This is a genomic window from Bacillus sp. FSL W8-0920 (assembly GCF_038593215.1).
Taxonomy (GTDB): domain Bacteria; phylum Bacillota; class Bacilli; order Bacillales; family Bacillaceae; genus Bacillus; species Bacillus pumilus.
Map to the genome: position 1 here is coordinate 1,939,370 of NZ_CP151974.1, position 21,584 is coordinate 1,960,953.

At 41.9% G+C, this 21,584-nt stretch carries 21 protein-coding genes; 5 read left to right on the forward strand and 16 right to left on the reverse strand.

The annotated features are described in order from the left end of the window. Positions 1-44 precede the first annotated feature (44 nt). The 3 genes from NSS78_RS09570 to xylA all read right to left on the reverse strand — a co-directional run bounded on the left by NSS78_RS09570 (position 45) and on the right by xylA (position 3,690). On the reverse strand, positions 45-728 hold the full coding sequence (locus NSS78_RS09570) for a glycoside hydrolase family 11 protein (protein ID WP_050943981.1): 684 nt from the start codon (positions 726-728) through the stop codon (positions 45-47). 89 nt (positions 729-817) lie between these two features. Next, a complete protein-coding gene (gene xylB / locus NSS78_RS09575) occupies positions 818-2,317 on the reverse strand; it encodes a xylulokinase (protein ID WP_284907240.1) in 1,500 nt (499 codons plus the stop codon). 35 nt (positions 2,318-2,352) lie between these two features. Next, positions 2,353-3,690 (reverse strand): xylose isomerase, encoded by a 1,338-nt coding sequence (gene xylA / locus NSS78_RS09580; protein ID WP_212046010.1) that lies wholly within the window; start codon positions 3,688-3,690, stop codon positions 2,353-2,355. Between the two features lie 214 nt (positions 3,691-3,904). On the opposite strand from xylA, the gene NSS78_RS09585 reads away from it, so the two are divergent. Then, positions 3,905-5,065 (forward strand): ROK family transcriptional regulator, encoded by a 1,161-nt coding sequence (locus tag NSS78_RS09585; RefSeq protein ID WP_050943942.1) that lies wholly within the window; start codon positions 3,905-3,907, stop codon positions 5,063-5,065. A gap of 49 nt (positions 5,066-5,114) precedes the next feature. On the opposite strand, the gene NSS78_RS09590 is transcribed toward NSS78_RS09585, so the two are convergent. From NSS78_RS09590 to csaA, 3 genes are all read right to left on the reverse strand, one after another. Then, positions 5,115-6,719, reverse strand: coding sequence for a glycoside hydrolase family 43 protein (locus tag NSS78_RS09590; protein WP_327839369.1), 1,605 nt, complete (start codon positions 6,717-6,719; stop codon positions 5,115-5,117). A 23-nt stretch (positions 6,720-6,742) separates the two neighbouring features. Beyond that, on the reverse strand, positions 6,743-8,134 hold the full coding sequence (locus tag NSS78_RS09595; RefSeq protein ID WP_003215869.1) for an MFS transporter: 1,392 nt from the start codon (positions 8,132-8,134) through the stop codon (positions 6,743-6,745). 514 nt (positions 8,135-8,648) lie between these two features. Further along, entirely contained in the window at positions 8,649-8,981 is a 333-nt protein-coding gene (gene csaA / locus NSS78_RS09600; RefSeq protein WP_003215734.1) for a chaperone CsaA, read from the reverse strand. Positions 8,982-9,212: 231 nt separating this feature from the next. On the opposite strand from csaA, the gene NSS78_RS09605 reads away from it, so the two are divergent. Then, a complete protein-coding gene (locus NSS78_RS09605; RefSeq protein WP_003216048.1) occupies positions 9,213-9,692 on the forward strand; it encodes a site-2 protease family protein in 480 nt (159 codons plus the stop codon). On the opposite strand, the gene NSS78_RS09610 is transcribed toward NSS78_RS09605, so the two are convergent. The 7 genes from NSS78_RS09610 to NSS78_RS09640 form a co-directional block, all read right to left on the reverse strand. Next, positions 9,682-11,313 (reverse strand): YndJ family protein, encoded by a 1,632-nt coding sequence (locus NSS78_RS09610; RefSeq protein WP_212046008.1) that lies wholly within the window; start codon positions 11,311-11,313, stop codon positions 9,682-9,684. The two genes, NSS78_RS09605 and NSS78_RS09610, sit on opposite strands and share 11 nt — an antisense overlap. After that, positions 11,306-11,911 carry a DUF4166 domain-containing protein gene (locus tag NSS78_RS09615; protein ID WP_212046007.1) on the reverse strand — a complete coding sequence of 202 codons (606 nt, stop codon included), beginning with the start codon at positions 11,909-11,911 and terminating at the stop codon, positions 11,306-11,308. The genes NSS78_RS09610 and NSS78_RS09615 overlap by 8 nt, the downstream gene beginning before the upstream one ends. Beyond that, positions 11,874-12,755 carry a hypothetical protein gene (locus NSS78_RS09620; protein WP_342468118.1) on the reverse strand — a complete coding sequence of 294 codons (882 nt, stop codon included), beginning with the start codon at positions 12,753-12,755 and terminating at the stop codon, positions 11,874-11,876. The genes NSS78_RS09615 and NSS78_RS09620 overlap by 38 nt, the downstream gene beginning before the upstream one ends. A 351-nt stretch (positions 12,756-13,106) precedes the next feature. Next, a complete protein-coding gene (locus NSS78_RS09625) occupies positions 13,107-13,679 on the reverse strand; it encodes a TetR/AcrR family transcriptional regulator (protein ID WP_050943937.1) in 573 nt (190 codons plus the stop codon). 3 nt (positions 13,680-13,682) lie between these two features. After that, positions 13,683-14,402, reverse strand: coding sequence for an MBL fold metallo-hydrolase (locus tag NSS78_RS09630; protein ID WP_212046005.1), 720 nt, complete (start codon positions 14,400-14,402; stop codon positions 13,683-13,685). A gap of 37 nt (positions 14,403-14,439) precedes the next feature. Further along, positions 14,440-14,913 (reverse strand): GyrI-like domain-containing protein, encoded by a 474-nt coding sequence (locus NSS78_RS09635; protein WP_106032551.1) that lies wholly within the window; start codon positions 14,911-14,913, stop codon positions 14,440-14,442. Between the two features lie 54 nt (positions 14,914-14,967). Next, positions 14,968-15,900 (reverse strand): YafY family protein, encoded by a 933-nt coding sequence (locus NSS78_RS09640; protein WP_113387082.1) that lies wholly within the window; start codon positions 15,898-15,900, stop codon positions 14,968-14,970. 118 nt (positions 15,901-16,018) lie between these two features. Here NSS78_RS09640 and NSS78_RS09645 point away from each other — a divergent pair, with 118 nt between their 5' ends. Beyond that, a complete protein-coding gene (locus NSS78_RS09645; protein ID WP_212046004.1) occupies positions 16,019-16,543 on the forward strand; it encodes a mother cell-specific membrane sporulation protein in 525 nt (174 codons plus the stop codon). A 34-nt stretch (positions 16,544-16,577) separates the two neighbouring features. Here the strand turns inward: NSS78_RS09645 and czrA are convergent, their stop codons facing one another. Then, positions 16,578-16,907, reverse strand: coding sequence for a Zn(II)-responsive metalloregulatory transcriptional repressor CzrA (gene czrA, locus NSS78_RS09650; protein WP_007500691.1), 330 nt, complete (start codon positions 16,905-16,907; stop codon positions 16,578-16,580). A 186-nt stretch (positions 16,908-17,093) separates the two neighbouring features. Between czrA and NSS78_RS09655 the strand changes: the two genes are divergently transcribed. Next, a complete protein-coding gene (locus tag NSS78_RS09655; RefSeq protein WP_327839373.1) occupies positions 17,094-18,419 on the forward strand; it encodes an APC family permease in 1,326 nt (441 codons plus the stop codon). 97 nt (positions 18,420-18,516) lie between these two features. Continuing rightward, positions 18,517-19,179, forward strand: coding sequence for a lysozyme family protein (locus NSS78_RS09660; protein ID WP_003215897.1), 663 nt, complete (start codon positions 18,517-18,519; stop codon positions 19,177-19,179). A gap of 34 nt (positions 19,180-19,213) precedes the next feature. On the opposite strand, the gene prpB is transcribed toward NSS78_RS09660, so the two are convergent. Further along, positions 19,214-20,131, reverse strand: a complete 918-nt coding sequence (prpB, locus tag NSS78_RS09665) for a methylisocitrate lyase (RefSeq protein ID WP_050943931.1) — start codon at positions 20,129-20,131, stop codon at positions 19,214-19,216. A gap of 14 nt (positions 20,132-20,145) precedes the next feature. Beyond that, entirely contained in the window at positions 20,146-21,582 is a 1,437-nt protein-coding gene (locus NSS78_RS09670; RefSeq protein WP_050943930.1) for a bifunctional 2-methylcitrate dehydratase/aconitate hydratase, read from the reverse strand. Between the last annotated feature and the right edge of the window lie 2 nt (positions 21,583-21,584).

Here is a 21,584-nt window from a genome sequence, read left to right on the forward strand (position 1 = left end):
AGAAGAAAAGCCAGCAAAAAACTGCTGGCTTTTTTCATTTGGTTTTATCGAATAATCAGCTGGTTGGTCATTACATTCGCACTTCCGTTGCTTCGGTAGCCTTCTACAGTTAATGCTGTTTCATACATTTTCCCCATTGGCATACCTAGGCTTTCCCATTTTCTGAAATGCTCACTGACGGATACAGTACCGCTCGTACGTTTTGTTTGACGTACACTCCAATATTGCTTAAAGGTAGCGTCTCCAATAATAGAAGGCTGATTGACACGTAGCGTTTCATAAATGTCATATGTGCCTCCATCGGCATAAAATGATCCTTTATACGTTCCTGTTGGGCGATAGGTGCCCCATGACTCAACAATGTAGTATTCAGCTAATGGAGATTGTGTCCAGCCATAGACACATAAGTAGGAATTCCCGCCTGGGTTAAAGGCTGCGTTGTAATTGATGGAGATGTTGCCAAGTTGATGATGAGTTTTAGTGGAATCAAACTTCTTCCCTTTTCGAAACAAAGCATTTCCGATATTGTTCCATTGCGCGCTAAATGCCCCGCCGTTATTGAGTGTCATTGCGGTATTTCCGTAATCCTTCCATAATTCAAAATCGTACCCGCTGTGATTGCCTATTCTATTGTCATAAATCGTTTCCGCATGAGCTGGTACAGCCGTCAGTGTCAGCACAAATCCAATACACATCACAAACAATAGCCTCAATCTTTTCAAGTTCATTTTCAATCCCTCTCCTTTTTTCATTAAAATTGTTCTGCCTTCTCTAAGATGAAGCGAACTCATCACCTCCTTTCATGTCACCCTTTTTGCTAGACGGAACGGTATTGTTCTAACCCAGCATGGATATCTCTTGTTTGTGTATAGACCTTTTGATACAGATGAAACAGATCATCATATATACTTGCAAGCTGCTGCTCTGGCTCATAGACAGCAGCTTGATGAATAAACTGATTTGCACATGCTTCAAGCGACGGATACCAACCGCAGCCAACGGCGGCCAGTATAGCTGCTCCTAAAGCAGGCCCTTGTTCATTGTCTAACTGGATGACCTCTGCCTGAAAAATGTCTGCTTGCATTTGAAGCCATGTCCGGCTTCTCGCACCGCCTCCAATGGAAACAATTGAATCTATGTGTTTCCCAGCTTGCCTGAATAAAGCGATCGATTCATTTAACGAGAAAGTAATCCCTTCTAGCACAGCCCTAACGACATGTGCCCTTTCATGCCGGCTGTCTAATCCAATCAAGCTTCCACGAATGATAGCATCCGCATGAGGTGTTCTTTCCCCGACTAAATATGGCGTGAAGAGCAATCCATTTGCTCCTGGCGCGACATAAACCGCACCCTCTAAAAGTGATTGGAACGATTCCTCTGGAGCCAGTAAATGTTTTATCCAGTTAAGGCTATATCCTGCTGAAAGGGTCACACCCATTGTGTAGAAAGCGTCTTTTTTTGCATGATGGAACAAATGCAGGTTTCCTTGAAGCTCTCTTTCATGATCCTCTTCGTAAGAGAGAATGACCCCAGATGTGCCAATACTGCATAACGTGCGGCCAGAGGATAAAATACCAGCACCAATTGCTCCGCAAGCATTGTCTGCCCCGCCAGCAAAGACTTTTGCACCCTCTTCGATCCCCGTCTCACGTGCAATGTGCGGAAATAGTGTACCAACCTCTTCCTCTGATGAGATCAGTGGCGGACAAATATGAGGAGGAATATCAAATGCCTGACAAATTTCTTCACTCCACGCTTGCTCTCCAATATTTAATAACAAGGTGCCAGCCGCATCAGAATAATCGATATGAACAGAACCTGTTAATCGAAATCTGACATAATCTTTTGGGAGTAAAAACATGTCGATTTGTTGATCAATTTCTGGTTCATGCTCCTTTACCCATAATAATTTTGGCAGTGTGAATCCTTCAAGCGCTTGATTTTTCGTGATCTGTTGGAGCCGTTCCCCCAGTTTTTTTGTAATATGTGTACATTGCGCTGTCGTTCGTGTATCATTCCATAAAATTGCAGGGCGGAGCACCTCGCGGGATTCATTTAAAAGAACCAGACCATGCATCTGTCCAGAGAAGCTGATGCCCTCTACTTTCTTTGAAAGGACAGGCTGCCTTGCCATCAGTTCTTTCATCGCAGCCACTGTTTGCTCAACCCATTCCTCTGGGTTCTGTTCACAATATCCAGGTTTATCTTGAATGAGGCGGTAAGGCTTAGTGGCCTCGCCGCACACCTTTCCATTCTCATCGACTAATATGGCTTTGACTCCGCTCGTTCCAAGATCAATTCCCATCACATACTTCATGTCTTCACTCCTTCAAAACAGGTCCGCTTCTTCAATCAATCTTCTAACAAGTATTGATTTAACCGGGCTTTCAACTGTTCCTCTCTTCCCGATTCGTTACTGATTAAAGGGTGCTTGAGCGCATACTCTTCTAATGTATGAAAGTTTGCCTTTCCTTCTGAAATGTCACGGCCAATCCCTTCAGAAAAACTGCGATATCGGTGCTTGATCACATCTTCAAACACACGGTCTTCTATGAGTCTATGAGCCACCCGCAGTCCTTTTGCGAATGCATCCATTCCCGCAATATGGGCATACAAAATATCTTCAAGCTCAAAAGAAGCTCTTCTCACTTTTGCATCAAAATTGAGACCGCCAGTTCCTAGTCCGCCATTTTGCAGAATTTCATACATGGCAAGAGTTGTGGCATATAAATCGGTTGGAAATTCATCCGTGTCCCAGCCAAGCAGCGTATTCCCTTGGTTGGCATCCACAGAACCGAGCAATCCATGTATTCTTGAGACGCGTAATTCATGCTCAAACGTATGACCAGCAAGCGTCGCATGATTGGCCTCGATGTTCAATTTAAAATGTGAATCTAGTCCGTATTGCTTTAAAAAGGCAATAGATGTCGCTGCATCTGCATCGTATTGATGAGTGGTTGGCTCCTTTGGCTTAGGCTCAATTAAAAATTGGCCAGTGTACCCAATTTCCTTTGCATAATCAACAGCCATATGCAAAAATGACGCCATGTGATCAAGCTCTCTTTTCATATCTGTATTCAGCAGAGTATCGTACCCTTCTCGTCCTCCCCAGAAAACGTAATTTTCTGCGCCAAGTTCTTTAGCTGTTTCGATGCCTTTTTTCACCTGTGCGGCTGCATAGGCAAAGACATCTGCATGACAAGATGTCGCTGCGCCGTGTACAAATCTAGGATGCTTGAACATATTGGCTGTATTCCACAGCAGCTTGACTCCGCTATCCCGCATGTATTCTTTCATTCTTTCTAAAATGATGTCTAATTGCTGATTCGTCTCTTGAAGCGTATCTCCCTCCGGTGCAATGTCACGGTCATGGAAGGAAAAATACGGAACATCCAATAGATCAAACAGTTGAAAGGCTACTTCCAATCTAGCTTTTGCTAAATCCATTCCGCTATAGGAGTCCCAGACTCTCTGCATCGTACCAGTTCCAAACATGTCTGTTCCATCAGCAGTCAATGTATGCCAATAAGCGACTGAGAAGCGCAGGTGATCTTTCATTGTTTTTCCGCCAATCATTTCACTTGGATCATAGTGTTTAAAAGCGAGTGGATTTTTTGATTGTTTTCCTTCATATTGTATTTTTCCGATTCCTTCTAAGCTGTGTAACGTTTTCATATTTGAGTTGGCCATCTTTTATTCCTCCTATGAATATACTTTGTAAGTTGATTCAACAAACTAATGTTCAATTGATGATCCATTCACTTTGAATTTTCCATATTTTTTAGTTTTTTAGAAATATTTTCGTTATAATAAAGTTAAAATCATCCTTCTTACAGATTACATGCGTAGAAAAGCAGCTTTTTTCTTCACTTAATCTAAAGACGAAACAAATGGAGTGGATAACATGGATATCGCTGATCAGAACTTTGTGAAAAAAATAAATCAAAAGCTATTATTAAAAGAAATTCTCCAGCATGCGCCAATTTCTAGAGCTAAATTATCTGAACGCACTGGGTTAAATAAATCGACTGTTTCCTCTCAAGTGAGTACATTAATGAAAGAGCAACTCGTCTATGAGATCGGTCAAGGTGAGTCTAGCGGCGGGAGAAGACCGGTTTTACTGATGTTTAATAAACGTGCTGGCTGCTCCATCGGGATTGATGTCGGCGTTGATTATGTCAATGGCATTTTAACCGACCTTGAAGGGTCCATCCTTCAAGAAGAACAGATCAAGCTCCCATCAAGCGCTCCTGATGTGACCATACGCATATTAACTGAATTAATACAGCAGTTGAAGGCCCAAATCCCCTCTTCCCCATATGGGCTCATAGGTATTGGCCTATGTATACCCGGGCTAGTGGATGCCGATCAACAAATCGTGTTTACGCCGCATTCTAAATGGAAAAATGTTGACATGAAAACAACGCTCCAAGACGCATTCCAAGTACCCGTCTTCATTGAAAATGAAGCAAATGCCGGTGCATATGGTGAAAAAATCTTTGGTGCCGCTAAACATTATGATCATTTGATCTATGCCAGCATCGGCACCGGCATTGGAATCGGGATCATTATCAATCATCATTTATACAGAGGTGCATATGGCTTTTCTGGTGAAATGGGACATATGACCATCGACTTTAATGGACCAACATGCAGCTGCGGAAACCGTGGTTGCTGGGAGCTGTATGCATCTGAGAAAGCCTTGTTTCAGTCCCTTCAAACAAATGATCAGCCCATCTCTCATCAAGAATTGGAAAAGCTGGCGACGTTAAATGACATGAAAACCCTCAATGCCCTGCGCAACTTTGGCTTTTACCTTGGGGTTGGTCTCACAAACGTCCTCCATACCTTTAACCCGCAAGCGATTATTTTACGAAACAAGGTGATTGAAGCGCAGCCAACGGTTCTACGTGTGATTCAAGAGGAGGTCTCCTCCAGGATGGATACTCAATTCAGTTCACATGTCGAGCTGCTTCCATCGTCATTAGGACACAACGCACCAGTATTAGGGATGACATCTCTCGTCATTGAAGCTTTCCTGCAAGATGCCACCCTCTCACCATGACAGATTCATAGATAAAAAAGACAGCTCTTACCGTGTTGTCTTTTTTTATTTATTCTGTTTCCTCATAACGGAAATAGTTGAAATCAGCAGGAAGACGCTCGCCACTTGTATCCTGGCACTGCATGCCGACAAATGCCCCTGTAAAAAATCCTCCTCCTCGAATGAAGTCATCAGATAGGTGGCTAGATTCAAATATCACATCAATTTCCTTCCAGTCTTTTTGATCAAATGAATAAGAATAGGTATATGTTTCTTTCTGAACGGTCACTTTTAAATACACATAGGTGACCTCCTCTGGAATGACGATTTTTTGTGCCAATGGCTGAGAAAAGGAAAGGTTTTGACAGGCAGATAATTCAAGAATGCGGCCAAGTTCCTCGTCATATGTCACCTGAAGCGCTGTCCAATTTTCCGTATTGTAATAATTCACAAGACCAGCGGCTTGCTGAAAATTCTCTGGATAGAACAACACAGCTGTCTCTGCTTCAAAATAAAAGCTTTGCCAGCGCCTTGCAACAAAGGCTTGAGTAAACTTAGATGTTAGAGATTCGTGACCATATAACCTTAAATGCTGAGGTTTTTCCGTTAATGAACCGATCTGTTCAGTAAAAGGAATTCTTAATGTTTGAAAGTGTCTATTTAACGTTGATTCTTTAAACTCATCGACTGTATGGTAGGTAGGAGCAAAAACCTTTTCGTTGATCGCTGGCGCTTCAACCTCCAGCGCTCCTTCTTTTCCGCCCACAACATACGGCCAGCCATCCTTCCATTCAAGCTTTTGAATCGCTGTTTCTCTTCCTAAAGGACACCACCCTCTTTGCTGAAAAATAGATTCCTTGCTTGATTGAATTGGGCGGCCAGTCAGATGAGCGAGATACCACTCATTTGTGTGCGTTTGAACAATGGAAGCATGACCGCATTTTTGAAGCGGATGTTCAGGTGAGTGAAAAGCACTTAAAATTGGGTTATCAGGATGAACCTCATAAGGCCCTTCAATCTGCGGGGAACGGGCAATTGTTGCCGCATGCTCGTACCTAGTGCCTCCTTCTGCTGTTAATAAATAATAGTAATCACCGATGTGATAAAGATGCGGTGCTTCTGTCAATTTAATCGGTGTGCCTTTAAAAATGACCTTCCGCTGACCAATGAGTTTCTTTTCCGTCACGCTATATTCCTGCAAGGCAATACCCGCAAAGGAATGGTGCTTTTCTCTATGATCCCACAGCATATTTAAGACGTATTTCTTCCCGCTTTGGTCATGAAATAAAGAGGGATCAAAGCCAGAGCTATTAAGCTTAACCGGCTCACTCCAATCACCATCAACCTCACTTGCCGTAACCAAATAATTATGACCATCTTTAAATGGACCATCCACTACTTTGATATCTGAATAAATGAGCCAAAACTGACCATCTGCATAGCTTAGGCACGGTGCCCATACTCCGCCAGAATCAGGATTTCCTTTCATGTCCAGCTGCAACGTTTTTTGCAAAGGACGCGCGGCAAGCCGCCAATGCACAAGATCCTTCGAATGATAAATTTGTACCCCTGGAAACCATTCAAATGTAGAGACCGCCATGTAATAATCTTCTCCTACACGGCAAATACTTGGGTCCGGGTTAAATCCTTTGAGTACTGGATTGGTGATTTTCATTCAACTTCCTCCTCTTTCACGACCTACATTTTAAAATCATCCATATGATCGATATATACTTGATCCCTATTCTCAAGCTCCCTCACGACTTTTTGGTGCTCTTCTTCATCTAGGTTATAAAAATTAATATCAATCATCGCTAAAATCAGTAAGCATACAGGAATCACTGTTACCGTGATTAAAATGCCAAGCAATGCTTCTGGCGTCTGCACTTGGTTTGCAACATAGCCAAATCGATCGAGTACAAGCCCCGGAACAATCCCGCCTAATGCCATCCCAAATTTAAAGAAAAATCCAATGACTGCGTAGATCAGTCCGCCCATCCTTTTTCCAGTTTTATATTCGCCATATTCAACAGTCTCAGGAATGAGCGCCCACATGTAAGCACCCGCTGTAATACTCCCCGCAGCAGCAACAAGCCTGAAAATCAGTATTAAAGTGATTTGACTCGGCGGTATCACAAGTAGGGCAAGAAGACCTACGATATTCAGCGATAAAGAATAATTAAGCAGCTTTTTCTTTCCTAACAGCTTGTGCAGCTTCGGAATAAATGGCAGCACCATTAAAGCTGGCAGACTGCCAATGAGTCCGTACCATTTCACTAAATCTTCTCTGCCAAGGTTATACGTCACATAATAGATCCCAACAGAGTTGCTGATCGAGTTCACACCAAAAATAATAATAAAGAAAATGCTTAATACAACAAGCGGGCGATTCACTCGTAATTGGACAAAGATATCACTGAATTTAATCTTTTCCTCTGGCTTTTGAAGCGTGACACGTTCATTCGTGCTTTTAAAACAGAAAATCAGTAATGCGCCGCCAAGAACGCCGAGAAAAGCCATCGTCATCTGCCAGCCAAGTGCTGTATTTCCTGTCGTATCACTTAAAAAGGTCGCAAGAAAAGGAACAAAAAAAGCAACAACTAGACCACCTAGATTGGCAAACACCATACGAACGGACGTAATACTGACAACCTCTTGGTTATTTCTTGTCATTGCGGAAGTTAAAGCACCATAAGGAACGTTGATGAATGTGTATGTAAGCGATAAACCAACATACGTGATGTAGGCATAAATGAGTTTACCCATTTCGGAAAAATCAGGTGTTGTAAAGCAAAGAATGGCAAGTACGACAAAAGGAAACGCACCGAATAACAAATAAGGTCTGAATCTACCAAAACGGCTGTTCGTCCGGTCTACCAATGCACCAATAAATGGATCTGCAAGCGCATCGATGGCGCGAACAACCAAAAACATCGTCCCTGCTGCTGCCGCTGATAAACCGTACACATCTGTATAGAAAAATAATAGATACGTAGAAACAGTTGCGTAAATCAAATTACATGCGAAATCCCCTGAAGCATATCCCACTTTTTCAGACATACGAATCTTCTTTAAATTCTCACTAACCATGAGCTTTCTCCCTTCTTCACTTAGCCTCTTCTAACAAACAGATGACGGAGGGCAGCAGCAATCAATACAGGGAATATAAAGCGCTTTCAATTTGTTATAAAAATGTAGCTGAACATCTCTTCCTTTCAGCTTAGCCCAAATGCGCAGCAGAACAGTCGAATGACAGAATCATCTCCTTCAATATAAGGGATCAATACTTGAAATTCATCTTAGTTTATTGACCAAACAAACTAAGATGAATTCATTTTATAAAATCTGATCTGACTTTTCAATATATTTTGAAAAAATAATCCAAATAATCGATTTCTTGTCATTCATCTTGTGAAATGACAAGAAAATCTGAAAGAATTCATTTAAAGGTTGCATTCAAGCTCATCCCATGCTATATTAATCAAGCGATGAGCTGAATTGTGTAAGTCGGGTAACATGTCTCTTTGAGACACACACGAATGTGGCGTGTGGTTATTCCGCCTCAATACGCAAAAGACATCTTCTTAGGAAGATGTCTTTTTTCTTACCCTATTTTTGTTCCATTCTCAACCGGTTCATCTGTCGCTAACAACACCACGTCTTCTTTTGACGGCATGCCTCCTAAGACAAGCACTTCTGATTTGAACCCTGCAATTCTTCTTGGCGGGAAATTAACGACCGCTACGATTTGTTTGCCGGTAAGATTTTCCGCTGTATAACGCTTTGTCAGCTGAGCACTAGATTGCTTTACACCAATTTCTTCACCAAAATCAATCTTGAGCTTCAATGCAGGCACTCTTGCCTCTGCAAAAAATTCTGCTTCTATGATCGTCCCAACGCGAATATCTAACGCCAAAAACTGTTCAATATCTGCCATCTGACTCTCTCCTCTTCATAAAAGGTAACGTAATCTATTGATTATTCATTGTAGCACATTCATTTTGTCATAGAGGAGGTTCAAAAAGCCTATACAGCGTTAAAATCACCTTTATAGTTTACATAATAAATTTATTGTCGTGTATTAAATGTTTGCATCCTGAAAATGAATTCAGTAAAATGGCAAATAATCCTACTGCTTCCTCCCGAATATATTGGGGAGGGTTCACACTTGTTTACATTATCGGATATGTGGACGTTTTGCTGGTCGTTTTTTGTCATTCTTCCTATCGTTGCCATCCTGCATCAGCTTGGCCATATTGTGGTCGCGTGGATGTTTGGAGCAAAGGTTTCCTTTGCGCTTGGCAGAGGGAAAAAAGTGTTGAAAGTAGGCGTCGTTGAAATTAGACGAATCTATTTTCTAGATGCATTTTGCCACTATGAAGAAATGAGGAAAAACAACCGATTGTCGCACATTCTTGTCTACTTAGGCGGTTCATTATGCAACCTGCTCAGTGTTCTCATACTGAACACAATGATCGCCAATGATTTCCTGCCAGAGCACCAATTTTTCTATCAATTTGCTTACTTCTCAGTCTACTATGTATTTTTTGCACTGCTGCCAGTCCAGTATGCAGATCATCATCCGAGTGATGGGCAAGCGATTGTGAACATCATTCGGCACGGTGAACCATGCGACATCATTGACTAACATGATGACTTTCACTGTCAATATGATAATGAATCGTTAAAAAAGGAATACCGAACAGCTTCATTTGATGTACCGCTGTGAGACTTTGATCTGTCTCCGGCTTCATATGAAAGCTTTCTTCCATTGGCAGTTTCATGGTGATAAAAGGCGTATGCAAATACAATCCTTCGTCACCGGTACTGCCTTTTGGACATGCGCTTTTTAATAGAAAATCTTCTTTCTCATTAAAAGGTTTTAAAATAGCTGTCAGCTGAGAATACGGAAGTGGCAGCGCAATATTCATATAACCCGCAGCTGCATCGTAATGAAGAGCATAAAGTGCAAAAAAGACTTGCTCTCCTTTTACATTTTGACGTATCCAAGCCCGAACATTTTCCCTTTCTTCCTTCGGATGTTGAAATCTAGTCAGACGTCCCTGCATCTCATATGGATGACGAGATAACCCCAAATATAGCTGACCTATTTTCTTAAACAGCGGCTGAAGTAAAAAGACGAACGGCCTTACCCACCAATGAAAGTTGACGGCTGCTTTTAATGTAAAAGCCATAGGGTCTTCATAAAATCTGCGAATCACAGGTGAGACCCTATCAGCTGAAAATGTCGTTCCATTTAATTCATCAAGCGAATCGACTAAACCCAGCTTCTCATGGTTATGCACGCTTTCCTCTTGAAAAGAGATCAGTTGAAACCGGCCATACACTTTGGAAATCGGGAAGTTCTTCTGCTTTAATTGATCCTTCGGCCCTTCAATCAGCCAGCCAATCAAACCCGGCAAAATCACCAAAAAAGCATTGATACTGCCATGAAACCAAATCATCTGATCCATGCTGATGTAGGTCACACGCATCAGCATACCAGCGGAATAAAGAAGTGATAACACGATCGTCCCCATTAAAACTAAGCTAGAAAACACAACAAGACCTTTTGCCAAAGTTGACCGAAATCTTGTTTTCATACAAAGGATGCCATATATGTAGAGGGTCATCACATAAAGAATGACGCTGAACGTATCAAATAGACGGGAAAAGCTAATCCCAACAGCAATCATCACAGGCGACAGCAAAATCACCCAGCCTGCCGCTTTGTATAAAGCTGTCTCTTTTGTTCGCTGCCTTCCTAAAAATCCATAAAAAAGCGGGATAAAAAAAGCCGAGTAATGAAAATGAATAGCGGTCAAAAGAACAATGATCGGCGAAAATGTCATCACCTGTATATCTGCTGTGTACAGCCAAAACCACAGACCGCCTAAAGCGAGATACATCCATGCGCCATCAATCATCAGCTCATGAAGTGGAAAGATTCCTCTTTTCAGCAAACGACAAAAGCCAAATAACGCCAATAAGATTGTATATAAAAGCCATCCCGATGCAAACCAAGCGGAATGATAGATAAAAGCAGCGGTTGCACAAAGAGCCGCTAGTGGAAAGGCTCTCATTAAAAAGCCGATCAGCCTCTCTGGCTTGTGTTTCTTCCCTTCTTTCTCAAAAAAGTGTAAGGCAGAGGGAACAAAAAATAGAATTGCCATGAGAACAAAAAATTCTGCTACCCGGCCTGTCATGAAACGGGTGGCGATAAAACAAGACATGAAGATCAGACTGGATGTCAAATGCCACTTATTCATCATGAAACATCCTTTCTGTAAAACGGCCTTTATATGTAAAAAGAGTACCAAACAGGCGATTTTTCACGTGGACATCAATGGTATATTCACCTGCATGTTCATCGTAGCCTTCCGTTACATCTGACACACCATAAAGCCATGAAAGCAGCGGCCATTCCCTGCCGAATATAAAAAACTTCTGCCGGCCGGATTGGATGTGTAAGAAACCATGCTTTGTTACTGTAAAATGAAGCTCTGACACAAGAAATCTAGGTTTTCCAAAGTAGTCTAGTACTGTATGACTCTTCTGATCAATGATCATATCAGCATCAAAGTGCCGCTCCTTCTTTGGGAAATAAAACGTTCGATACCAGTGCATCCCTTCCTCCCCCTTATTTGTCACAAAGGGCTCGTTGACTATTTGGAAAGGAATGTTTCTCCCTCTCTCGGGGAAAAAACAACGAAACAGTGGACCCATTCTGAAGATCAACCGAATGAGTCTTGACCCACCGCCTATTTCCTCCATCGTACCATCAGCAGAAAACGCGCGGTTGTATCTCTCTTTTAGCTTTGGATGCAGCTTATCGTAATCTTTTACTTGATGACGATGAACGACCATGTCTACCTCCCCTTTTTCGTTTGATGGAAAATACATCTACACAATCTTTTAGATTGATCATACCTGCAATCGACAAAATGAAAAATGCACTCATCACAAGCGGCTCATGAAGCGTCGTTTGCGGGGATAGGACCCCTATACAAAGCATGATGAGAAGAAACATACTTTGAAAAATGAATAGATATTTCTTTGTTAGCTTGGGAATTAGCCATGATACGCCTAAAAGCGCATAAAACAATCGGAAACTCGTGCTATGATCAAAAGCCGAATGTGAAAAAGGAATGACCGCTTGGCATAGCCAGACGATGGCAAACAGCAAACAAATCCCGTAATGAGCAAGTGTTCTCTCTAGCAACAAACGGGGATGTGTTCCCTTTTCAAGCCACGTCTTTAATGCCCCAAAACTAAAGGCTGTCATAAACCCGATCATTGGGCGAAAAAGAATCCGGTCTGCCCATGTCCATCCTTTTCCTTCTTTCGTTTTGTAATCAAATTGAGTTTGAAACACAATGTGGTCGCTTGTTTTCATATACTTCCAGTAGCCGCTGCCTTCTTTGATAAAAGACAATGGGTGTGACGATTTGAAATGAAGTGAGGATGCCCGCTCATTCCGTTCATCCATCATTCTTGTTCGATAAGCTCCTGTCCCTGTGACATTTAAACCAAACCCAAGATGCTTTTCATACAAAAAGGATTGGGGCTGTTCATTTTGAGGTTCATTTAATGAAATGGTTGAAAAGCGCAAATCCCATTGTTCATGAAGCTTTGGATTTTGCGTATATTCCCATACTTTCTCTATCGGTGCATGAATGGTTGTTTCCACATAAACAGGCTTTCTTTTCATCTGCCTCTACTCCTCTATGTGAATTATTTCACATAACAAGCATACCATGTTTCACAAAACTGTCAAATGTATATTCTTTTTTTGTCAAAAAATTGGTTCAAGATGGTCGCCTCTTTAACATATCGGTTCACTACCAAAAAAAGACCTGTCAATGAGACAGATCTTCCAGCGTGTAGACAAACCCTCGCATTCGTTGTCAGATCTGCGCGCTGGTGCTCACGAATGTTGAATTCGCTCCGCTCCAGTGCTCGATCTTCCTAGACTTCAAGGGTTTTCAATTCACGCTGAAAAGAAGACAAAGGGCTAAAATAAAAATCATTTTAGCCCTTTGTCAACAATCTGAAAGACCTGTCAATGAGACAGATCTTCTTTTTGCAACACACCTGAGATATAAAGCTTGACCGCATAGCTCACACTGTCTTCAAGCTGTTCTTTTCGTTGAAATCCATTTTTATTTGAAATATCACCGAAGCCGTGCAATAAGCTTCTTAGTCCTCTGACCACATGTGTCATCTCTTCTTCTTTGACACCAAAACGGGCCATGATGGATTGGACAAATTCAACAAGGCGCTCTGCCTCACTTCTTACTTTTTTCTCCTCCATATGTGAAAAGGCCGCTTCATAAAGGCCTGGATGTTCGCGGACAAATTCAACATACTGTTTGGCAAAGGCTAACACAGCTTCTTCTTTATCCAATCCCTCTGTTACGTGTATACCTTCTTCACGTAGCATGGACAGCCCTTTTTCTGCGAGTGCCGCCTGAATTTCAAGAAGACCAGATACATGATTATAAAGAGAAGGTGGTCTGATGTTCAGCTTTTTAGACAATGTAGCAATGGTCAATGCAGAAAAGCCCTCTTCATCAACAAATGCGGCCGCTGTATCGATGATTTTTTCTTGCGTGATACCCATTCTTGGAGACACGGTTTACTGCTCCCCTTTCTTTAACTGTTGCTGCCTTTTTGTTATGGCAGCTTGAAGCTTGGCATGAGGTTCCATGATAAGATCACCATGTCCTACTGCAAGACAAGATAAGGGAAGTGCCAGCAATTTTTCGGCACTTTTGAGTGCTGTTTCTGCATCCCAAGTGGCAAAAGCCGGGAACGGGAAGGTCAAGCGAAACTCACCCGTTACGAATAAACCGCCTTTTGTCACAAGTGCATCTCCTGCAATGACAATCCCTGACCTTTCATCGTATAAAGAAATGCTTCCAGGTGTATGTCCTGGTGTTGAGATGACTTTAAGTGACCCAATCTCGTCCCCTTCTTCGACAAGCACATCTGGTTTTGTGTGAATGTCTTTTGAAAAACTGCCTTTAATTTTTTGCTGAGGTTCACCAGGAAGCAAGGAAAAATCACCTTCAAAAAGGAGGGCATCGCGTTTTGATAAATAAACGACTGCCTCTGGAAAAGCCTTTTTCACTTCATCTAGTGCACCGATATGATCCATATGACTATGAGTGAGAATAATCTTGTCGATTGGCTTGTCTTTTTTGTGCGCAAATTCAATGATCGAGCTTGCTGCCATTTTTAAAGCAGCATCAATTAATATCAGTCCATTTTCTTCCTCAAATACATAGCAATTTACCGGAAATAGACGCGGCATCAATGTGAGCTGGTGCAGGCGATCAAAAGTTGTCAATCTCATCATATGTCCTCCTAAAACTAATGTCGTTAGTTTTATATTAACTAATGATATTAGTTTTAGCAAGCATTTCTTCATCAACCGCAATATAAATATCAATTTGCGCTTCTTTTGGATCTATAGATCTTTCATCATACCATTCAAAGTCGCCTGTATATGTGCGGTAATGGCGCTCATCCCACGCCCAAATCTGCTGCCATGTCTCCAACACAACCTCTTCAATAGGTCCCTTTCTCGTTCGGAATTTTGCGTAGGTCGATGCAGGAATCTCTATGACATGTTCTACCTGCTGATCCACGAATTGCCCAGCAGTAAATAAATAAGAGCCATGCTCATCTTTTTCATAATCTGAATATAATCCTATGACGGGCGCTTGCCCTCCGTAAAGCTGCTGCGCAAAAAATTGTTGCCAGAGTGGAGCAATCTTCCGCTCTTTTGTTTGCTCCATTTCGTTTGTTGTTCGAACAGACAACCCTTTCATCCATTGTTTCTCTAATGTCACGATATCGTACATACATTCTCATCTCCTTTTTTTCTATCATATAAAAAGAAACCTGACAACATTGTGTCAAGTTTCTATTCGTTTGAGAAATTGTTTCAACTGAATGTCAAACGCTTCTTTGACATGCTTCGGGGAAAGAATGTCAACATCTGGACCTAAATGGAATAGGAAACTATTTAACCAATCATCAAGAGGTACGGTAATGGTGGCAAGGTAAGTGCCGTCTGAACAAACATTCAATTCGTTCTCATCTACCCACTCCTTCACTTTCCCCACTGATGCTTCCGTTAACCTGAGCGTGACAGAGCTGACCGACGGTTGTTCTTGCCAAGAATCATTCCAAGGCTTTTCTTCGTTTTTGATTCTTTTCGGTTGAAAATACCCTGAAATGGTGACAAGACCCGTCATTCTAGTTAGCTTGAACAGACGAAAAGCTTTTTTTACACAACAGAACGCATACAAATACCAATGCCTCCCTTTTAAAACGAGCGTATAAGGCTCCACTTTGCGTGGAAGTGTTTCACCTTTCGCATTGCGGTAAGTAAACTGAATGTATTGGTGCGCTGACGCAGCTGTATGAATGAGCTGGAGCTTCTTTTCTGCCTGGCTATCTTTTCCCCAGGAGCTTAAATCAATGAAGACATGATGCTGCTTTTCGTTTTCACCCGTATGCGTGGGAATAAGCGATTTGATTTTTTTCAGTACATGTTCGCTTTCTTTAAAGGAATAGGCACTCGTCATGCTTTCGAGGGCTGTTAAAATGACCTCGATGTCATCATCGGTAAATAATTTTTTCTCTAAACGATAATCCTCAACAAGTGAAATGCCTCCACCTGCTCCTTGGGTTGTGACAACAGGGATTCCCGCTTGATTGATGGTATCAATGTCACGATAAATGGTCCTCGTACTCACTTCGTGAAGTTCAGCAAGATCTTTCGCCTGTACTTGCTTCTTGCTAATGAGCAGCATCACAGTAGATAAAATGCGGTCGATTTTCATGACTTTTCCTCTTTTTCATAAATGTAGGTTTTGTTTTGATAAAAAAAGAAAGAATGGTAAAGATAAGTAACAGCCAGCATTCGTTTACATCCCTGCACGTGCAGGAGGAGGTTGCATCATGACACATAACGTGTGGCAATTGTTCGTGATTGGGAGCATTATGTTGATCTGCATCATGATTCGAATGAATCGAATGAGACGCTTTCAGCTTGTACGCCCCATCAGGCTTTTGATGAGAATGTATCTCTTTGGTCTCTCAGCCCTTATTCTCCTATCAGAAGGATGGCAAAATCATAATATCCTCATCTATGCCGCTATTGGTATGCTTTTTGGAAGCAGCCTAGCTGTTCATGCCTATCAGACGATTCGTATGAAAGAAGAAAATGGCCGGCTGTATATGAAAACGAGTAAATGGATTGAAAGCTTCATTTTGTGTTTGTTTTTATCCAGGCTTAGTTTTAAGCTGGTTGAGCTCACAAACCATTCGATGACCAAAATCAGTGTCGTTGAACTGTATCAGCACATCGTGAGCGATGATGCGATGACCATGCTCAGCTTTTTTCTTTTAGCTGCTTACTATGTTGTTTTTTCTTTTCACATGATGAAAGCAAATAAACGATCGACACATGTGCATCATGCATAAAAACCTTCCTATATGAAAGTAGGAAGGTTTTTTATCAATCGTGCTGTGCATGGTGAATCATCTGTTCAAGCACTTCCATCACATGCTGATCTTCAGGGCTGTAAAAAATCGAGGTCCCTGCTCGTCTAGATTTCACGAGACGAAGGTTTTTTAAAAAGCGCAGCTGATGAGAAACGGTTGATTGCATGAGATTCAGTGTTTCTGCTATATCATTTACCGAGTGTTCACCTTGAGACAGCAGGTGCAGAATTCGAATACGTGTCGGATCAGATAAAGCTTTAAAGGTTTGGGAGACAAGAAATAGACTTTCTTCATCCAGCTCCATCCGTTCCTGTTCTTGATTTGTATTCAGTTCTTCCTTCATTTTGCTTCACCTTTCTTGTCCGTCAAATCACGACTTATTCTATGTATCATCATATACCAAAACGTCCGGCATGCAAAGAGAGCACACTTTAGAAAAAAGATTTACTCAAATAGCATTGACACTTGGTAGCATTCTTTTTAAAATGAGCATTATTTATTCATTTTTTTAGAGGAGCTGATAGGCAAATTGACTGAAGAGCCAAGACTAAAACGCAGCCTGACTGTCTTTCCACTTGTTGTGATCGGGCTTGCTTATATGGATCCACTTGTCGTATTTGATTCATACGGCATTGTGGCTCAGCTGACGAAAGGACACGTCGCTACAGCTTATATATTTACGTTACTTGCATTACTATTGACAGCGCTTAGCTATGGGAATATGGTGAAGGCTTTTCCAAAAGCAGGATCTGCTTATACATACGCGCAAAAAAGTATTCATCCTCATGTTGGCTTTCTTGTAGGCTGGACACTTTTACTGGATTATTTATTTTTGCCTATGGTGAATTTTGCGATTGGAAGTGCTTATTTAACCGCAGCCTTTCCTGATGTACCTCATTACATTTGGATCTCCATACTTGCTATCGCCATAACGACTGTCAATGTAATCGGTATCCGGCTTACAGCCAACATCACGGCACTATTTGTGACCTTTCAGGTCATTGTCGCCGTCACTTTTGTTGGGTTTATTATGTATGGGCTCACGCAAAATGCAGGCAGCGGGGAATTATTGTCCGCCCGGCCTTTTTATTCGGCGAGCTTAGATCCAGCGCTTATTTTTTCAGGAGCAACCATTTTATGTTTTTCGTTTCTAGGATTTGATGCGATTTCGACCCTGTCTGAGGAAACCATTAAGCCAAAAAAGACGATCCCACTTGCCATCTTCTTAACCGTCGCCATTGGAGGCGTACTGTTTACCTTGACGTCTTATTTTTTGCAGCAAGTATTTCCAAATTTTCAGCAGTTCAAGCATCCCGATGCTGCCTCACTTGAAATTGCGGATTTTGTGGGCGGCGCCTTTCTCCACTCGTTTTTTTTAGCTGGCACAATGGTCGCTGTTATCTCTTCTTCCTTATCGTCACATGCAAGTGCAGCAAGGCTATTATATGCAATGGGTAGAGATGAGTCGTTACCGAAGCGTTTCTTCGGATATATACATCCGAGATTAAAAACGCCTGTTTTTAATATTTTATTAATTGGTGCTTTCTCCTTAACCGCAGTCGTTGGCGAACTTGAAGTCATTTATTCCTTTATCAGCTTCGGCGCGTTGATTGGATTCACATTAGTGAACTTATCTGTTTTTGCGTACTATTTCATTAGACAAAAACAAAGAGGTGTACTCAATACATTGAGATACGCAGTGATTCCTCTGTTCGGGACGGCCTTTTGTATATGGCTGTTAACGAACATCAGTACAAATGCATTAATCATTGGTTTGCTTTGGCTGATTATCGGTTTTGTTTATTTCTGCTACAGACTGAAAACAAGACCCGAATTTACATTTGGGTACGATTGATTATAAGGTTTTCACTTGGTATCTTGTGCAGGATATGGCATAATAAAAAGGCTGTACTTCCCTTTTAAAAGCGGGGCAAAACAGGGGTGAACTGACCTTGAAAAAGAAAAAAACAGGATGTTTTGCCATTTCAGGCTGCTTCACGATTTTTCTGTTTGTTTTCGTATTAGCAGCCATTGTCATGTCCTTTAATCAAAAGGAGTTAAAAAAGCTGCCGATTGATACGGAATCAATTGTTTTGTCGAGATTGGATGATTTCAAACCGCTTGTAGAAACAGAGTTAAGAGATCAAGATTTAGATCAATATACCGCGTTAATCCTCGGTATGATGTATCAAGAATCAAAAGGCAGAGGCGGAGATCCAATGCAGTCCTCTGAATCTCTTGGTTTGAAACGAAATGAAATCAATGACCCTCAGAAAAGCATTAGACAAGGAGTCCATCATTTTTCTACTATGTACAAGCATGGGAAGAAAAAAGGCGTTGATTTGGAAACCATTATTCAAAGCTATAATATGGGAATTGGCTATATTGATTTTGTTGCAAAAAACGGGGGAAAACATTCCGAGAAATTGGCAAAACAATACTCTAAAAAGCAAGTGAAACGAAACCCAGAAGTCTATACGTGCGGAGGCAACAAAGATAACTTCCGCTACCCATATTGCTTCGGTGACTTCACTTATGCTGAAAAAGTAAAAGAAAAAACGAAAACAGTTGAAGAAAAGATGAAATTGGCTTCGTCATCCTCACCATCATCGTAAAAAAAGCACTTCCTAAATGGAAGTGCTTTTCATTTTATCGATGTTCTTTCCCGATTTCCGGCAGGATCGTTTTCGCTAAATGCTGATCCATTTCCTCATATTCATCATAATGAATCGTTTCATACAGCTCTTGTCTCGTTTGCATGTCCTTTAGCATTCCTTGCTGCGTCCCCTTCTCCATGATTTCTGTAAATAAACGCTCATACGCTTTTGCAGCGACTCTGAGTGATGACACAGGGTAAATGACCATTTGAAAGCCAAATACAGAAAATTCGTCTGCATGATAATAAGGCGTCTTGCCAAACTCCGTCATATTTGCAAGGAGCGGTCCTTTAATATTGTTTGACGCATGCGTGAAGTCCTCTGCTGTGATGAGTGCCTCAGGAAAAATAGCGTCAGCTCCTGCTTCTACGTAAAGATTGGCCCTGCGGATGACATCCTCCATCCCATTTACGGACCTTGCATCGGTTCTCGCAATCACCAAAAGCGTTGGTGCCGCTTGTTTGATGGCTTTGATTTTTGCGATCATCTCTTCTACTGGAACGAGCGATTTTCCGTTTAAATGTCCGCATTTTTTTGGCATTTGCTGATCTTCAATTTGAACAGCTGCCACCTTACTTTCTACCATTTCCTTTGCCGCCCTTGCAGCATTCAATACACCGCCATAGCCAGTATCCATATCGACCAAAAGCGGCAGCTGAGAAGCTCGAATGATTTCCTTTGCTTTTTCAGCCATTTCCGTTGAATGGATCATGCCGAGATCAGGCAATCCTTTGCTGGCACAAAAGGCGGCTCCGGATAAATAGAGCCCTTGGAAGCCCATTTTTTTTGCATAGAGCGCAGACATTCCATCGTGAACGCCTGGAATTTGAAATAAAGCTGATTTGTGCATTTGTTCTTGAAAGGCTGCGGCTAAATCTACTTGACTTGATTCATCATTCACGATCCACACACTAATTCCCTCCCTTATATGACGAATAAGTCCATAAATGCTGGTACGGTTGTTGTTTTTAATTGATTTGGATTTTGACAGAGTGACACAATTTGATCCACTTGTTTTTGTGGAAATCTCGTCTTCAAATGATAGAGCCATTTCTTTTCAAGCAGAGGAATGCCTTCCTGCCTTCTTCTGCGATGACCAAGTGGATATTCAATTTCGATTCGGTCTGTCATCGTCCCGTCTTTAAAGAAGATCTGCACACTGTTTGCAATGGATCTCTTTTTCGGATCTAAATAATCCGCTGTATATTGTTTATCTTCTTTGACGACCATTTGATCCCGGAGACGATCAATGACCGGATTTTGCGCCGTTTCTTCTTCATAATGGTCAGCTGTGAGCTCACCATAGATTAATCCAATCGCAGTAATATATTGCAAGCAATGATCGCGGTCTGCTGGATTATACAGCGGTCCCTTCTTATCGATAATCCGAATCGCTGATTCATGTGTTGTAATCTCTACTCGGTCAATGTCATCTAATCGACCTTTTACAGCGTCATGCAGGATCATAGCAGCCTCTGCAGCCGTTTGGGCATGGAACTCAGCAGGATAAGCAATTTTGAAAAGCACATTTTCGATGACGTATGATCCTAGCGGCTGAGCGAGTGTGAGAGATTTCCCTTTCATCAGAACATCTTCAAAGCCCCACTTCTCTGCACTAAGCGGCGTTTGATAGCCCATTTCCCCTTTGAGTGTCATCATTGCAAGTCTCACCCCGCGGCTTGTTGCATCCCCAGCTGCCCATGATTTCCTCGACCCTGTGTTTGGGGCGTGGCGATACGTCCTAAGCGGAGAATTATCAACAAACGCTTGCGATAAAACATGCTGCACGTCTTCCTTTGTTCCGCCAAGCAATGCACATACAACAGCACTTGTTGCTACTTTGACAAATAGGACATGATCCAAGCCATTGCGATTCAGACAATTTTCTAAAGCCAGTACGCCTTGAATTTCATGTGCTTTGACAATCGCATGTAGTACGTCATTCATCGAAAGCGGCTCTTCCCCGTTTGCAAGCCGTGTTCTGCTGATGTAATCACTCACAGCTAATATCCCGCCTAAGTTATCTGACGGATGTCCCCACTCCTCTGCAAGCCACGTGTCATTATAATCTAACCAGCGAATCATACAGCCTATATCAAAAGCCGCTTGAACAGGATCTAGCACAAAGGAAGTACCTGGAACTCTTGCTCCATTAGGTACAACGGTTCCAGGGACGATCGGTCCAAGATGCTTCGTACATTCAGGAAAATTGAGCGCCAGCATTCCGCAGCCAAGTGTGTCTATAAGCACATAGCGTGCCGTTTCAATGGCTTCTTTACTCGTAATTTCCCCGTCTACTGCATAGGCTGCGATTTCTTCTAATAGCTGATCCGTTTGATTGGCGACTGCTGTTTTATTCATGT